Below are 15,010 nucleotides of genomic sequence, written 5' to 3'. Positions count from 1 at the left end.
GCGCTCTGCTGGAAGGTAAGTTAAAGAAACCAGATTCTAAAACGCGTTGACAGAATCTATTCCCAGAAAGACAAAATATCTCCGATTCCCGATTCCCGATTCTAATCTTCTTCGTCTGCACTCACGACGCGATTGTCAGGATCCGCTAACTCACTACCACAATGCTTACAGTGCATCGCATCAGAGTCATGGCCGGAGCGGTTACAGTTCGGGCATTTCACCAGTTCTTTATGAGCATTCATCTCATTACTCAATTCTGCGGTAATAATGCCAGTGGGAACCGCTAGTATTGAATAACCAAGCAACATGGTTAATGACGCGATGGCTTTTCCGAGATGCGTTTGCGGTACCATGTCACCATAGCCCACGGTAGTGATCGTCACAATCGCCCAGTAGATGCTTTTCGGAATGCTCGTAAAACCATTGTTTGGGCCTTCAATAACGAAGATCAGCGCGCCGAAAATGGTGACCAGAATACCCACAGTACTAAAGAAGATAAGAATCTTACGACGCGCCATTAACAGAGAGCGTAACAAGATGTTCGAATCTTGCAGGTAGCGTACAAGTTTTAGGATTCGGAAGATGCGCATGACACGCAGCAATCGCACGACACCCATAAACGATGCGCCAGGGAAGAAGATCGCCAGATACGTTGGCAAAATAGCCAACAAATCGACGACACCATAAAAGCTGGTGGCGTAAGACTTAGGTTTAGGAGAACAGTAAAGTCTTAACAAGTACTCAATAGTGAATAGGGCAGTAAAGGTGTATTCAATATAACGCAGTTCTCGTGACCATTCTGTCATCACAGATGGTAAGGACTCTAAGATGAGAACCACAAGAGAAGTGATGATCGCGATAATCAGCGCGATATCGAAAATGCGCCCGGCACGAGTGTGTGTGCCGAAGATGATGACGTATAAATGATGCTTAAGAGACTTGCGAGGCATGATGTTGCACTGTCAGCGTTAAAATGAAACGGATTGCAACATCATACCAGAAGTTGAGAAAGTTAGGCTAAACCAGGGAATAGGTTTCTTAGGCCGTTAGCAATGAACTCAATACCTAATGCGCCAAGGATCAGGCCCATAATACGTGTGATCACGTTGATACCTGTCTGGCCAAGGAAGCGTACGATCAAAGGTGCAGAGCGGAATAGCAACCAAGAACAGAAACAAAACAGCATGATGGTGACACTAATACCAACGGTATCAAGTGCGCTTGGGTAACGTGCACCGTAAACGATGGTTGAACTGATGGCACCAGGGCCTGCCATTAATGGCATCGCCAGTGGTACTACGCCGATTTGTTCGCGGCTGACGTATTCTGATTTCTCTTGCTTGTTCTGCTTATCTTCACCCAACTTACCGCTCATCATCGAGAACGCGATACTAAGAAGTAGCAAGCCGCCAGCAACACGGAAAGAATCCAGAGAAATGCTGAACATATCTAGCAACAACTGACCTGCAAAAAGAGAAATGATCAAAATGACCGCAACCGCAACATTGGCTGTCGTGGCGGTTTTGTTTTTCTCTTCTGGTGTCATATGACCGGTCAGTGATACGAACACAGGCATGATACCAACAGGGTTCACTGCTGCGACCAAACCTAAGAAAAACTGTAGGAAAATAGCTAACTCTAAAGTCTGCATGTTGCTTACTCGTAAACGTTCACAATAGTGAAAAAGAGAGGGGGTAATTTTAGGCGGTAATGTAAGGCAAAAGTGCGGTCGGAAGAAATGAAAAAAACTAACGTATTTGGCCTAGTATTTGTGAGAAAAACTAATTATTGAAGAAAATGTATACAATCTGGAAACGAATTGTTACGTAGAAGATTGGTGGCAACCTGAACTAATTTACACAAACGTTAACATTCGCACATTTTTCACAAAAAGAAAGGTGGTTTGTAGAGAGATATGACGCATTCGATATACTCTCAGTAGCACAAAAATTAGGGTCCACATGTAATTTTGTTGGCTAAAAATGAAACTTTTTTACAGATTGTTGTTGTTTCTTTTAGTTTTTAGTTCGTTTGCTTCTTTTTTGCTCAATTAAAATTGAAGTTTAATTTATTTGTTTATCAATGATTTAAGTCGTTTTGTTGTGGTAAACCACTACTTTGGGGGTATTTCGGTTGTGAGAACTGATCCAAGTCAATTTTTTTCACACTCTGAAATATTATACTCAGCCCTGAAAGCAATTTACTAAGATGGTTGTTAGTTAAGTCGCTGATAAACAGTAGAAACGAAAGACAATAGCCTTACTAAAAAGTTTTTAATATTTATTATTTTAGGAGATCCACCATGCCTGTAACTAACTTAGCTGAACTAGATGCTCTAGTAGCACGCGTTAAAGCAGCACAAGAAGAGTTCGCAACATTTTCTCAAGAGAAAGTAGATGCAATCTTCCGCGCAGCTTCTCTTGCAGCTAACCATGCTCGTATTCCACTAGCACAACAAGCAGTTGCTGAATCTGGAATGGGTATTGTTGAAGATAAGGTAATCAAAAACCACTTCGCTTCAGAATTCATCTACAACAAATACAAAGACGAAAAAACATGTGGCATCTTGGAAGAAGATGACAACCTAGGCACGATGACTATCGCAGAGCCTGTAGGTATCATCTGTGGTATCGTTCCTACGACTAACCCAACTTCTACTGCAATCTTCAAATCTCTAATTTCTCTAAAAACTCGTAACGGCATCATCTTCTCGCCACACCCACGTGCGAAGAACTCTACTAACGATGCAGCTAAACTAGTTCTAGACGCAGCAGTAGCAGCGGGTGCTCCAAAAGACATCATCGGTTGGATCGACCAACCATCTGTAGAGCTTTCTAACGCTCTTATGAAGCACGACGGCATCGCTCTTATCCTTGCAACTGGTGGTCCAGGCATGGTTAAAGCAGCTTACTCTTCTGGTAAGCCAGCTATCGGTGTAGGTGCAGGTAACGTTCCTGTAGTTATCGATGAAACAGCTGACATCAAACGTGCTGTTGCTTCTATCCTAATGTCTAAAACTTTCGACAACGGCGTAGTATGTGCTTCTGAGCAAGCTGCAATCGTAGTTAGCGAAGTGTACGACGAAGTGAAAGAGCGTTTCGCTTCTCACAAAGCTCACGTTCTATCTAAAGCTGATGCTGATAAAGTACGTAAAGTACTTCTTATCGACGGCGCGCTAAACGCGAAAATCGTAGGTCAACCTGCTCCAGCAATCGCTGAAATGGCTGGCGTTAAAGTTCCTGCTGACACTAAAGTTCTTGTAGGTGAAGGTCTAGGTAAAGTTTCTTACGATGATGAGTTCGCTCACGAGAAACTATCTCCAACTCTAGGTCTATTCCGTGCTGACAACTTCGAAGACGCAGTTGCTCAAGCGGTAACAATGGTTGAAATCGGTGGTATCGGTCACACATCTGGTCTTTACACTAACCAAGACGTAAACGCAGACCGCATCCGTTACTTCGGTGACAAGATGAAGACTGCACGTATCCTTGTAAACATCCCGACTACTCACGGTGGTATCGGTGACCTTTACAACTTCAACGTAGCACCTTCTCTAACTCTAGGTTGTGGTTCATGGGGTGGTAACTCTATCTCTGAGAACGTAGGTCCTAAGCACCTTATCAACAAGAAAACTGTAGCTAAGCGAGCTGAAAACATGTTGTGGCACAAACTACCTAAGTCTATCTACTTCCGTCGTGGTAGCCTTCCAATCGCAATGAGCGACCTAGAAGGTAAGAAACGCGCATTCCTAGTAACTGACCGTTTCCTATTCAACAACGGTTACGCTGATGAAGTAGTTAAACTGCTTAAAGAGCAAGGCATCGAAGTTCAAACATTCTTCGACGTAGAAGCGGATCCAACACTATCTGTTGTTGAGAAAGGTGCAGAAGCAATGAAGAGCTTCCAACCTGACGTAATCCTAGCTCTAGGTGGTGGTTCACCAATGGATGCTGCGAAGATCATGTGGGTAATGTACGAGCACCCAGAAACTCACTTCGCTGAACTAGCAATGCGCTTTATGGACATCCGTAAACGTATCTACAAGTTCCCTAAAATGGGTAAGAAAGCTGAGCTTGTATGTATCACTACAACTTCAGGTACTGGTTCAGAAGTTACTCCATTCGCGGTTGTTACAGACGACAAGACTGGTGCTAAGTACCCACTAGCTGACTACGAAATCACGCCAAACATGGCTATCGTTGATGCTAACCTAGTAATGAACATGCCTAAGTCTCTAACAGCATTCGGTGGTTACGATGCAGTAACTCACGCTCTAGAAGCTTACGTATCTGTTCTTGCGAACGAGTACTCAGACGGTCAAGCTCTACAAGCACTTAAGATGCTTAAAGAGTACCTACCTTCAAGCTACGCGAACGGTGCAAACGACCCAATCGCTCGTGAGAAAGTACACAACGCGGCAACGATCGCTGGTATCGCGTTTGCAAACGCATTCCTAGGTGTTTGTCACTCAATGGCGCACAAGATTGGTGCTGAGTTCCACCTACCTCACGGTCTAGCGAACGCACTACTAATCTCGAACGTTGTACGTTACAACGCGAACGACAACCCAACTAAACAAACTGCGTTCTCTCAATACGACCGTCCACAAGCACGTCGTCGTTACGCTGAGGTTGCTGACCACCTAGGCCTAAGCCAAGAAGGTGACCGTACTGCTCAGAAGATTGAACGTCTACTAGCATGGTTGGACGAGCTGAAAGGCGACCTAGACATCCCAATGTCTATCCAAGCTGCAGGTGTTTCTGAAGCTGACTTCGTAGCGAAACTAGACGAACTAGCTGTTGAAGCGTTCGATGACCAGTGTACAGGTGCTAACCCACGTTACCCTCTAATCACTGAGCTAAAAGAAGTACTAATGGCTTCTTACTACGGTAAAGCGTTCGTTGAAGGCGAAACTTTCGAAGGTACAACTGTTATCAAGAAGAAAGCAGACCAAGTAGCGAAAGAAGCAGCACCAAAAGCTAAGAAAGAAAAAGCTAACGCATAAGTAAGACGTTAGTTATGAAGTAGGTTTTCGCTAGCACGAAACTTACAATCGGGAAACTCAAAGCCCCAGTCGAAAGACTGGGGCTTTTTTATTTCTTAACTTATCCGCTTTAAGGTAACAAGGTAGTCTTAGCTAGGTCGGGGGAGGATTAGACTTCAGTAGTGACAACGCGGCCGCTGAAGTATTCGTTAGCAACAATGTAGGCTGTGTTTCTAACTAACTCGTCTTGGATCTGTGCCCAGTGCCTTTCGTCTAGATCTTCACTGGTGTGATTAACTGAAGGAATCACACCACCCACGCGAATATTGAATGGCGTCAGTTCTTTTGCCCAGCTATGAGTAAAACCGGATACCAAAGCCGCCATGCTTTCTACGCCCGTCAGATCCTCATGATTATCGTGTGAGATAACGTTGACGATAACGCCTTTCTTTTCTTTTGAGCGGAAGCGCTCCGCACTTACTTGTCCGTAGGTATAGAGGAATCGGGCTGCTGAGGAAAGGTGATCGATATAGGTGCTCATTGGCTCTGGCGCCATTAAGCTTGGCATTGGTGAGCTCGTCCAGCAATTTACGATAACGTCTGGAGTCGCCCCTAACTGTGATTCGATTTGGTCAAACAACAGATTGATGGATGTGGTGTTGTCACTGCACACATTCATCGCATAGACCTTGTCGGAGAAGGCGCTGATTTGTTCGTAGCTTGCCTTTAAGGCACTAGGGTTCTGGTCACAGAGCACCAACGTCGCGCCAAGATGGGCGAAGTGGTTAGAGCAAGTCCTGCCTAAGACAGAGCCTGCAGACGTGACGAGAATGATTGATTCTTTGATATCCATAGCACCTTCACTGTAATTTCTTGTGTTAAACAATACATCAGTGGTTTGTGCTAATAGCATGGACGAATTTATTTGAGCTCAGTGTGAAAAGCTTCAAACTAACGCTTTCGAGCAACAACAATTGTTTTGGAATTTGTAAGGCGTCACATTTCTGACGTGTCGAGAATGTAAGCCGTTGGAGAAAAAGCTGATCTCTAAGCTTGCGTTTGAATTTGGTACTGACGTTGAGCCGTCACGAGTTGGTTGTACAAGCCCGCTTCAGGGATCAACTGCTTATTACGCTCTCCTAAGCTACGACGCTCATGCCCGGAAAGGTTGTGGTAAACCTCTTCTGGCAGATTGAAAGTGTCTTCAGGGAGGTAAGTTAGCGCGTCTGGTTTTAGGTAATGGCTCAACTTCGCAGATGGTAAGCCTGCGTCATGGAACTGTTTTGCTTGTTCCGCTGCAAGTTCATAGCTGCTGCTATCAGAGCGAAGCGCTTGAGGCTGAGACAGCCCGAATTGCTGGCGAAGAATGTCGTCACTGGTGATGACTTCTTGGACTTCTTCAACCGGAACCACATCGCGAACATCATTAGAGAACATAGACAGAATCAGCGAGAAATCAGCGCGACGACCTTCGTGTACGGCATGGTTAATACCATTGCCGAACTGAAGTTCGTTGATGATTGCTGCTTTGTCTAAAGTATGGATTTGCATGATGTTCCTCGCTTGATGCACTTTTAACGGCAACAACGGAAAGAACTTTAGGAAAAAGAGGGAATTAATTGAATAAACTGGTTGTAGAAGCAATAAAAAAGCTCGCAATAATGCGAGCTTTGAAATATGACTAAATTGAACTTAGGGGGAAGTAAATTACTTCGCTAGGTTCTCTGCTACGAAGTCCCAGTTTACAAGAGCCCAGAAGCCGTTCATGTAATCAGGACGTACGTTGCGGTAATCGATGTAGTAAGCGTGTTCCCACAGGTCAACAGTTAGAAGTGGAGTAGTACCTTCTTCTGTTAGTGGTGTTGCTGCGTTAGACGTGTTAACGATCTCTAGAGAACCGTCAGCTTTCTTAACTAGCCAAGTCCATGAAGAACCGAAGTTGTTGATTGCTGCGTCAGTGAACTTCGCTTTGAATTCTTCGAAAGAACCGTATGCTGCGTTGATTGCTTCAGCAACTGCGCCAGTTGGTTCGCCGCCCGCGTTTGGCGCTAGACAGTGCCAGTAGAACGTGTGGTTCCAGATCTGTGCTGCGTTGTTGAATACGCCACCAGTAGAAGTCTTGATGATTTCTTCTAGTGTTTTGCCTTCGAACTCAGTACCAGGGATAAGACCGTTTAGCTTAACAACGTAAGTGTTGTGGTGCTTACCGTGGTGGAAATCTAGAGTCTCTGCAGAGATGTGTGGTTCTAGTGCGTCTTTCGCGTAAGGAAGAGCTGGTAGTTCAAATGCCATTGCTCGATTCTCCATAGATATGAAAGGGTTACCTTTCGATTGCTTCCAGTGTTTTTATTTATATGTAGTCGATACGACTGACTTGAAAAGTATTTTAGCAAGTTTTTACTTTATTAAAACCCCGATATGAAAATATTTTAAGATACCAAGGCTAAAGGCTTACTAATTATATGGTTTTTATTCTGTGGTTATTGAGTAGAATGTGGCAAATAATTAAAGTTCACATCCATGAATGAGGAAGCGATGGAAACTATCGATAAAATCAAACAGCAGATCTCTGAAAACACAATCCTGCTGTACATGAAAGGATCACCGAAACTGCCTAGCTGTGGTTTTTCTTCTCAAGCTGCACAAGCACTAATGGCATGTGGCGAGAAGTTCGCTTACGTAGACATTCTACAAAACCCAGACATCCGCGCTGAGCTACCAAAATACGCTCAATGGCCAACATTCCCACAGCTATGGGTTGAAGGCGAGCTGATCGGTGGTTGTGACATCATTTTGGAAATGTTCCAAAAAGGTGAACTTCAGCCTCTTATCAAAGAAGCTGCAGCACGCGTTGAAGGTGACGCTGAGTAATTCGTAAATACTTACATTTGGCGATAGAATACAAAGGAGCCGCATTGGCTCCTTTTTCTTTTTTAGGTTAGTGGAATGAACTTGAAGCTTTACTACGTACATGATCCAATGTGCAGCTGGTGTTGGGGTTACAAACCAACCATCGAAAAATTGAAGCAGCAACTGCCGGGTGTGATTCAGTTTGAGTATGTTGTGGGTGGGCTTGCGCCAGATACTAATCTGCCAATGCCTCCGGAAATGCAGCAAAAAATTGAGCAGATTTGGAAGCAAATTGAAAGCCAGCTTGGTACCAAGTTTAACTACGATTTCTGGACGTTGTGTACGCCAGTGCGCAGCACTTACCAGTCTTGCCGCGCTGTTATTGCCGCAGGCTTCCAAGACTCTTATGAGCAAATGCTAGAAGCGATTCAACACGCTTACTACTTACGTGCGATGCCGCCTCATGAAGAAGCAACGCACTTGCAACTAGCACGAGAGATTGGCTTAAACGTTCAGCAGTTTAAGAACGATATGGATGGCACTTTGCTGGAAGGTGTTTTCCAAGACCAACTGAGTCTTGCTAAGAGTTTAGGTGCTAAATCTTACCCGAGTCTGGTACTGCAAATTAACGACGCTTACTTCCCAATTGAAGTAGATTATGTGTCGACAGAAAACACGTTGAAGCTCATTCGCGAACGTATTATCGACAATATGCCAGCGCAGTAAGTTGAAACCGATTTTCTAAAAAACAGACAACAAAAAGCCGCTCAATGAGCGGCTTTTTCGTAACGAATTGTATCCATCCGATGATGCGATTACAGCACCATTGCAGCAATCCAACCGAAGATGATCAGAGGGATGTTGTAGTGGATAAATGTCGGTACTACGGTTTCCCAAATGTGTTCGTGCTGACCGTCTGCGTTTAGACCAGATGTTGGACCTAACGTTGAGTCTGAAGCAGGAGAGCCTGCATCACCAAGAGCGGCTGCCGTACCAACTAGGGCGATAGTTGCCATTGGCGAGAAGCCGAATGCTAGTGATAGCGGAACATAGATAGTTGCAAGGATTGGGATCGTAGAGAACGATGAACCGATACCCATAGTAACTAACAGACCAACGACTAGCATAAGTAGCGCTGCAAGCGGTTTATTGTCACCAATGCTGGTTGATAGCGATTGAACTAGCGTTTCTACACCACCAGTTTGCTTCATTACTGCAGCAAAACCTGCCGCCGCAATCATGATGAAGCCAATCATTGCCATCATGTGTACACCTTTAGTGAACACATCGTGGGTTTCTTTCCACGCGATAACGCCGCCGAAAGTGAATACCATGAAGCCAGCCAATGCACCAATGATCATTGAACCAGTGTAAAGCTGCATGCTTAGTGCTGCGATAATGCCTAGACCAGCAACCATGATGTGTTGCTTATTAATCTTCTCACCCGTTTCATGAACAACAGTTAGCTCTGTTTCTTTGTATTCACGAGGTTTACGGTAGCTAACAAAAATCGCGGTAAGAAGACCAAAAATCATACCCGCACCAGGCAGTAGCATTGCGGTAGGTACTTGGCTTGCCACCACATCGGTTAAACCGTTGTCATGCAGGTTCTTCAGTAGGATGTTGTTTAGGAAGATACCACCGAAGCCAATAGGTAGAACCATGTATGGTGTGATCAAACCAAAGGTAAGCACACAAGCAACCAAACGACGGTCCAGCTTCAGCTTAGCGAATACGCCCAAAAGTGGTGGGATCAAAATTGGAATGAAGGCGATATGTACCGGAATCACGTTTTGAGATGACATGGTAACAAGGACAAGAGCAACCAATACTGCGTATTTTAGACCCGTAGTCGACGCAGAGCTCTCTTTACCATTTAGGCGCTTGATAACGCTTTTTGCAAGAAGGTCAGTGATGCCAGAGCGAGAAATTGCAACAGCGAAAGTACCTAGCATTGCGTAGCTTAGTGCGATAGTCGCACCGCCACCTAGGCCACTTTCAAATGCGGCAACCGTATCCCCAAGGCTCATGCCTGCAACAAGGCCACCAACGATGGCACTAAACGTGAGGGCAACTACCACGTTTACGCGCATCAATGCTAACACGAGCATGACGCACACAGATATAACGACAGGATTCATACTTTTCCTAATATGTTGTGTTTATTTATTATTCTTCGTCGACAAGCGGCCAACCGCCTAGGGCCTTCCATTTGTTGACGATGCCACAGAATAACTCTGCAGTTTGTTGTGTATCGTAAAGGGCAGAATGTGCCTCACGATTGTCGAATTCCATCCCTGCAGCTTTACATGCTTTAGCGAGAACAGTTTGACCATAAGCAAGCCCACTTAATGTTGCGGTATCAAAAGTGGCAAATGGATGGAAAGGGACTCTTTTTAGTTTGCAGCGCTCGTTAGCTGCATTAACAAAACTTAAGTCGAAAGCAGCGTTGTGTGCCACCATGATAGCGCGCGAACAATCGGCCGCTTTTTGCTCTTTACGGATCAGCTTGTAGATTTCTTTGAGTGCTTCCTGTTCTGAAACTGCTCCACGTAAAGGGCTGAATGGGTCACGAATACCATTGAATTCAAGGGCTTCTTTTTCTAAGTTCGCGCCTTCGAAAGGTTCGATATGAAAATGAATGGTCGAGGCAGGATGCAGATCGCCATTTTCATCCATGCTAAGGGTAACGGCGCAGATTTCTAAAAGTGCATCAGTTTGAGCATTGAAACCTGCGGTCTCAACATCAACTACCACTGGAAAATAACCACGAAAACGTTTTTTCAGGGTCAGAGCTTCATTTTCTATTGTCATGTTGGCTTATATTTGTGTGACGAAGGCTGCATTATTGCAGATTCTACCGATGAGAAAAACCGCAATTTCGGAGAAATGTAGAATTCTATTCCTCCGTTACCCAGTAAGGGTTATAACCAAAAACAAGGTAGCCGGTCACCTGTTATTCTCGCGATGTTATTTACCATTTTATGCACTTGCCAAAGTGAGTGTTAACTCCTTATAACCCCTTGCAAATTCCATGTTGGCGGGATTTTTGCATTGTTCTGCATGTTTTCAATTGATTCATGTAAGCGGCAATAGACTGCCGTTTGAGAGAAGTACTTAGATGAATAAATGGCTAGTAACCAGTGGTATCGTGATGTCTTTGCTTAGCGCGAACAGTTTTGCGTCGATGGGGAAGCGTTATGTTGCTACACCGCAGAAATCACAATGGGAAATGGTGATGAACACGCCATTGGAATGCCAGCTTGTGCACCCTATCCCTGGATTTGGTGACGCGGTATTTTCGTCTCGTGCGAGTAAAAAGATTAACTTGGATTTTGAGCTAAAGATGCGTCGCCCTATGGGTGAAACGCGTAACGTTAGTTTGATTTCTATGCCACCACCTTGGCGTCCGGGTGAGAATGCCGATCGTATTACTAACCTGAAGTTCTTCAAGCAGTTTGATGGTTATGTTGGCGGGCAAACCGCTTGGGGTATTCTGTCTGAGCTAGAAAAAGGGCGCTACCCAACGTTTAGTTACCAAGATTGGCAGAGCCGTGATCAGCGTATTGAAGTCGCGTTGTCCTCGGTATTGTTCCAAAGCAAATACAACGCTTTTAGTAACTGTATTGCTAACTTGCTGAAGTACAGTTTCGAAGATATCGCCTTCACGATTCTTCACTATGAACGCCAAGGCGATCAGTTAACTAAAGCCTCGAAGAAGCGTTTGTCGCAAATTGCGGATTATGTTCGTCATAATCAAGATATCGATTTGGTGCTGGTGGCGACTTACACCGATTCAACGGATGGTAAGAGCGCAAGTCAAAGCTTATCGGAGCGACGTGCTGAATCATTACGTACTTACTTTGAGTCACTAGGGCTATCTGGAGATCGCATTCAAGTGCAAGGTTACGGCAAGCGTCGTCCAATTGCAGATAATGGCTCACCAATTGGTAAAGATAAAAACCGTCGCGTAGTAATTTCGCTGGGACGCACTCAAGTCTAACTGAAGTTCACCAATAAAAACGCCAGAGTTTGACTCTGGCGTTTTTGTATCCGTTTGACGTTGTTTATTTTATTCGTTGCCGCTTAGCTTTGAGTCATGTGTTTTAGTTTAGGCGGAACTTAGCAATGATTTCACAATTGGTCGCGGTATCGATTTTCTCGACTTGTTTTGCGATTGCAGGGTTGGGGTGGCGTTTCATAAAATCAATCAAGGCTTTTGTGCAACAGCCAATGGAATCAATAAAACTTGCACAATCTTTGTTTGGGCATTGAGGAATCAGAGTGAGTACTTTTTCTGAAGCCAGTTGAAGGTATTTGAGTTCATATTCGGTATCACCAGCCCAACGCCAGAATTGGGCGAGGTTATGGCATGAAATCACCGAAATCAATAATCTCTCGTCGGCTTCTATTTCCACGCATTCGCTAATATCTTCACTCAGGCTAAGGGCTTGCTGGTAATGAAGAATGCTGCGAACAGGGTCATCTAGTTGAAGTGCAGTATCGGCTAGAAGTGTGTGTTTTTCCCATTCACTGATCATTATCGTGTCCCACATATCGATGTTGTGGACAAATCTAAACGATAATTATTATCAAGTAAAGTGGTTTGTTGATAAAAGAAAGGCAGGTCTCAGACCTGCCTGCAAAAACATCGCGTGTTTCAATAAAAGAGCTTGTTAGCCTTCTAGTCCTGCTGACGCTTGTTTGTTTTGAATCAACTCAATCATGTAGCCATCAGGGTCTTTCACGAAAGCGATGTGCGTTGTACCGCCTTTTACTGGGCCTGCTTCACGAGTGACATTGCCACCAGCTGCTTTGATTGCGTCGCAAGTTGAGTAGATATCGTCTACGCCAATTGCGATATGGCCAAATGCAGAGCCTAAGTCGTACTCGGTTGTACCCCAGTTGTAAGTTAGCTCAATGACGGCACCTTGAGACTCATCACCGTAGCCTAGGAATGCCAGCGTGTACTCGTACTCTTTGTTTTCATTGGTACGAAGTAGCTGCATGCCCATTACTTCAGTGTAGAACTTGATAGATTTGTCTAGATCACCCACGCGTAGCATGGTGTGAAGAATTCGACCGTTTGACATTATTTGCTCCTAGCGATTGTTTCAGACGGGTTTATTCGTCTGGGTACACTTTTTCTTTATATTCACATAGATCTTCAATGATGCAGCTACCACAGCGCGGCTTTCTTGCCACACATGTGTAACGACCATGAAGGATCAGCCAGTGGTGTACATCAAGCTTAAACTCTTTTGGCACCACTTTTAGCAGTTTTTCTTCTACGTCGTCGACGGTTTTACCCATCGCAAACTTTGTACGGTTAGAAACACGATAGATGTGCGTGTCCACTGCAATTGTTGGCCAACCGAATGCGGTGTTCAGTACAACGTTAGCTGTTTTACGACCCACACCGGGTAACGCTTCAAGCGCTGCGCGATCTTCTGGCACTTCACCGTTGTGTTTTTCGAGCAGGATCTTACAAGTCTTAATGGTGTTTTCGGCTTTTGAGTTAAACAGACCGATGGTTTTGATGTATTCCTTTAAACCATCGACGCCCAAATCAAGAATGCCCTGCGGTGTGTTGGCAACTGGGTAGAGTTTATCTGTTGCTTTGTTCACACTTATGTCTGTCGCTTGCGCAGAAAGCAGTACGGCGATAAGGAGTTCAAACGGAGTGCTCCAATTGAGCTCCGTTTGAGGATTAGGATTGTTTTCTCTTAATCGTTCGAGAATTTCAATTCTTTTGACTTTGTTCATTGCTGACTTCCAAACCCGTCTTTGCGGTTTATGAAAAAGGCCCTACGAGTGGTAGAGCCTTGATTTTAGAATTTTTACATTATGCGTTAGTTACGCGAGCACGCTCAATGGCTGGTTTTTCTTCTTTTGGCTGACGTGCCTGAATTGAGCTATCGATAACATTTTTCAACGCTATCAAAAGTCCTACCCCGATGAAAGCGCCTGGTGGTAATAATGCAAGTAGGAAGCTGCTATCGAAGTGGAATACTTGAATGCGCAGTGCTGCAGCCCAATCGCCAAGGAGTAGGTCTGCACCATCAAACAGGGTGCCATTACCGATAAGTTCACGCATTGCGCCAAGTACAACCAGTACAGTTGTCATTCCCAGACCCATCCAAAAACCATCTAGTGCTGCTGGCAGTGGATCATTTTTAGATGCGTAAGCTTCCGCACGACCAATGATAATACAGTTGGTTACGATCAGAGGAATGAAAATACCAAGAGATAGATACAAGCCGTAGGCATAAGCATTCATGAGCAGTTGAACGCAAGTTACCAAAGAAGCAATGATCATAACGAAAACGGGAATACGGATTTCTTTTGGTACGTAGTTACGAATCAGTGAAACCGTCACGTTCGAACCGACAAGCACCAACAAAGTCGCAATACCCAAACCAAGCGCGTTGGTAATGGTGGAAGAAACCGCAAGTAGAGGACACAAACCCAGAAGTTGCACTAGGGCTGGGTTATTACTCCACATGCCGTTTTTCATTAGCAGTTTATTTTCACTCATGGTTGCCTCCTGCGCAGTCTAGGGGCTGGTTCAGAATCTCATCACGAGATTTATTAACATAGTTTACCGTGTTTCTTACCGCTTTCACTACCGCGCGAGGGGTAATCGTAGCACCAGTGAACTGATCGAAATCGCCACCATCTTTACGAACGCGCCAAGAATTCCAGTTACTTTCTGTCACTTGTTTACCCGTGAAACTCAAAATCCAGTCGGTAACACGTAAATCGATTTTATCGCCCAACCCCGGTGTTTCTTGATGGCTTAGGATACGAGTACCAAGGATCTTGCCTTGGTTATCGATGCCAGTGATGATTTTGATTTCACCGTTGTAGCCATCTGGAGCGATGGATTCAATCGCCATTGCCGTTGGTTGACCATCTTTAGTTGCGATGTAAGTTGGCATCGCTCGAACCGTACCTAGATCGGGTGCTGACACCATCGTACACGCTGTAACAAGATTGTTGTCATGCATTTCTTCCGGAATCACTTGGTTAAGAACCGACAGCAATTGCTTTTGTTCCTGAAGTTTAATTTGATCTTTTGTTAGGTACTGAGTCAGTGCCACAAGACCGGTTGTAGCACAAGCGAAGATCGCAAGTGTCAGACCATTTTTTCTAATAGCGGTTAACATGTTTACC

At 44.7% G+C, this 15,010-nt stretch carries 16 protein-coding genes; 4 read left to right on the top strand and 12 right to left on the bottom strand.

The genetic code is table 11. The annotated features are described in order from the left end of the window. Window positions 1-101 precede the first annotated feature (101 nt). Complete coding sequence (locus QTO06_RS15315; protein WP_331408780.1) at window positions 102-950, bottom strand: ion transporter; 849 nt, start codon at window positions 948-950, stop codon at window positions 102-104. Window positions 951-1,012: 62 nt separating this feature from the next. Continuing rightward, window positions 1,013-1,651 (bottom strand): YchE family NAAT transporter, encoded by a 639-nt coding sequence (locus QTO06_RS15310; protein WP_331408779.1) that lies wholly within the window; start codon window positions 1,649-1,651, stop codon window positions 1,013-1,015. 651 nt (window positions 1,652-2,302) lie between these two features. Between QTO06_RS15310 and adhE the strand changes: the two genes are divergently transcribed. After that, window positions 2,303-5,005 (top strand): bifunctional acetaldehyde-CoA/alcohol dehydrogenase, encoded by a 2,703-nt coding sequence (gene adhE, locus QTO06_RS15305; protein WP_005444662.1) that lies wholly within the window; start codon window positions 2,303-2,305, stop codon window positions 5,003-5,005. Window positions 5,006-5,153: 148 nt separating this feature from the next. Here adhE and QTO06_RS15300 read toward each other — a convergent pair whose 3' ends face one another. From QTO06_RS15300 to sodB, 3 genes are all read right to left on the bottom strand, one after another. Further along, a complete protein-coding gene (locus QTO06_RS15300; RefSeq protein ID WP_331408777.1) occupies window positions 5,154-5,897 on the bottom strand; it encodes an SDR family oxidoreductase in 744 nt (247 codons plus the stop codon). Between the two features lie 134 nt (window positions 5,898-6,031). Further along, on the bottom strand, window positions 6,032-6,535 hold the full coding sequence (locus tag QTO06_RS15295) for a VC2046/SO_2500 family protein (RefSeq protein ID WP_331408775.1): 504 nt from the start codon (window positions 6,533-6,535) through the stop codon (window positions 6,032-6,034). 156 nt (window positions 6,536-6,691) lie between these two features. Further along, complete coding sequence (gene sodB / locus QTO06_RS15290; protein WP_331408774.1) at window positions 6,692-7,276, bottom strand: superoxide dismutase [Fe]; 585 nt, start codon at window positions 7,274-7,276, stop codon at window positions 6,692-6,694. Between the two features lie 243 nt (window positions 7,277-7,519). On the opposite strand from sodB, the gene QTO06_RS15285 reads away from it, so the two are divergent. Together QTO06_RS15285 and QTO06_RS15280 are read left to right on the top strand one after the other, a co-directional pair. After that, complete coding sequence (locus tag QTO06_RS15285; protein ID WP_009707292.1) at window positions 7,520-7,855, top strand: Grx4 family monothiol glutaredoxin; 336 nt, start codon at window positions 7,520-7,522, stop codon at window positions 7,853-7,855. Window positions 7,856-7,930: 75 nt separating this feature from the next. Further along, entirely contained in the window at window positions 7,931-8,560 is a 630-nt protein-coding gene (locus QTO06_RS15280; RefSeq protein ID WP_331408773.1) for a DsbA family protein, read from the top strand. A gap of 89 nt (window positions 8,561-8,649) precedes the next feature. Here QTO06_RS15280 and QTO06_RS15275 read toward each other — a convergent pair whose 3' ends face one another. After that, complete coding sequence (locus QTO06_RS15275; RefSeq protein WP_331408772.1) at window positions 8,650-9,975, bottom strand: Na+/H+ antiporter family protein; 1,326 nt, start codon at window positions 9,973-9,975, stop codon at window positions 8,650-8,652. Between the two features lie 28 nt (window positions 9,976-10,003). After that, window positions 10,004-10,648: a ribonuclease T gene (gene rnt / locus QTO06_RS15270; protein ID WP_005439693.1), complete on the bottom strand. Its 645-nt coding sequence runs from the start codon at window positions 10,646-10,648 to the stop codon at window positions 10,004-10,006. Window positions 10,649-10,955: 307 nt separating this feature from the next. Here rnt and motY point away from each other — a divergent pair, with 307 nt between their 5' ends. Further along, window positions 10,956-11,837, top strand: a complete 882-nt coding sequence (gene motY / locus QTO06_RS15265) for a flagellar protein MotY (protein WP_331408771.1) — start codon at window positions 10,956-10,958, stop codon at window positions 11,835-11,837. Between the two features lie 103 nt (window positions 11,838-11,940). Here the strand turns inward: motY and QTO06_RS15260 are convergent, their stop codons facing one another. The 5 genes from QTO06_RS15260 to rsxG all read right to left on the bottom strand — a co-directional run bounded on the left by QTO06_RS15260 (window position 11,941) and on the right by rsxG (window position 15,003). Beyond that, entirely contained in the window at window positions 11,941-12,375 is a 435-nt protein-coding gene (locus QTO06_RS15260) for a DUF2753 domain-containing protein (RefSeq protein WP_005439686.1), read from the bottom strand. Between the two features lie 135 nt (window positions 12,376-12,510). Then, window positions 12,511-12,927 carry a lactoylglutathione lyase gene (gene gloA / locus QTO06_RS15255; RefSeq protein WP_020196364.1) on the bottom strand — a complete coding sequence of 139 codons (417 nt, stop codon included), beginning with the start codon at window positions 12,925-12,927 and terminating at the stop codon, window positions 12,511-12,513. Between the two features lie 31 nt (window positions 12,928-12,958). Continuing rightward, the gene (gene nth / locus QTO06_RS15250; protein WP_331408770.1) at window positions 12,959-13,600 is read right to left on the bottom strand and encodes an endonuclease III; all 642 of its coding nucleotides are present in this window, start codon (window positions 13,598-13,600) and stop codon (window positions 12,959-12,961) included. A 79-nt stretch (window positions 13,601-13,679) separates the two neighbouring features. Further along, entirely contained in the window at window positions 13,680-14,372 is a 693-nt protein-coding gene (locus QTO06_RS15245) for an electron transport complex subunit E (RefSeq protein ID WP_009698515.1), read from the bottom strand. Beyond that, window positions 14,365-15,003: an electron transport complex subunit RsxG gene (gene rsxG / locus QTO06_RS15240; RefSeq protein WP_005444679.1), complete on the bottom strand. Its 639-nt coding sequence runs from the start codon at window positions 15,001-15,003 to the stop codon at window positions 14,365-14,367. Before rsxG ends, QTO06_RS15245 begins: the two co-directional genes overlap by 8 nt. Window positions 15,004-15,010: the final 7 nt, after the last annotated feature.

The sequence above is a fragment of the Vibrio sp. M260121 genome, assembly GCF_036533715.1.
Lineage (GTDB): Bacteria > Pseudomonadota > Gammaproteobacteria > Enterobacterales > Vibrionaceae > Vibrio.
Note: the sequence above shows the minus strand (reverse complement) of the source record. Positions and strands in the feature narration are given on the sequence as shown.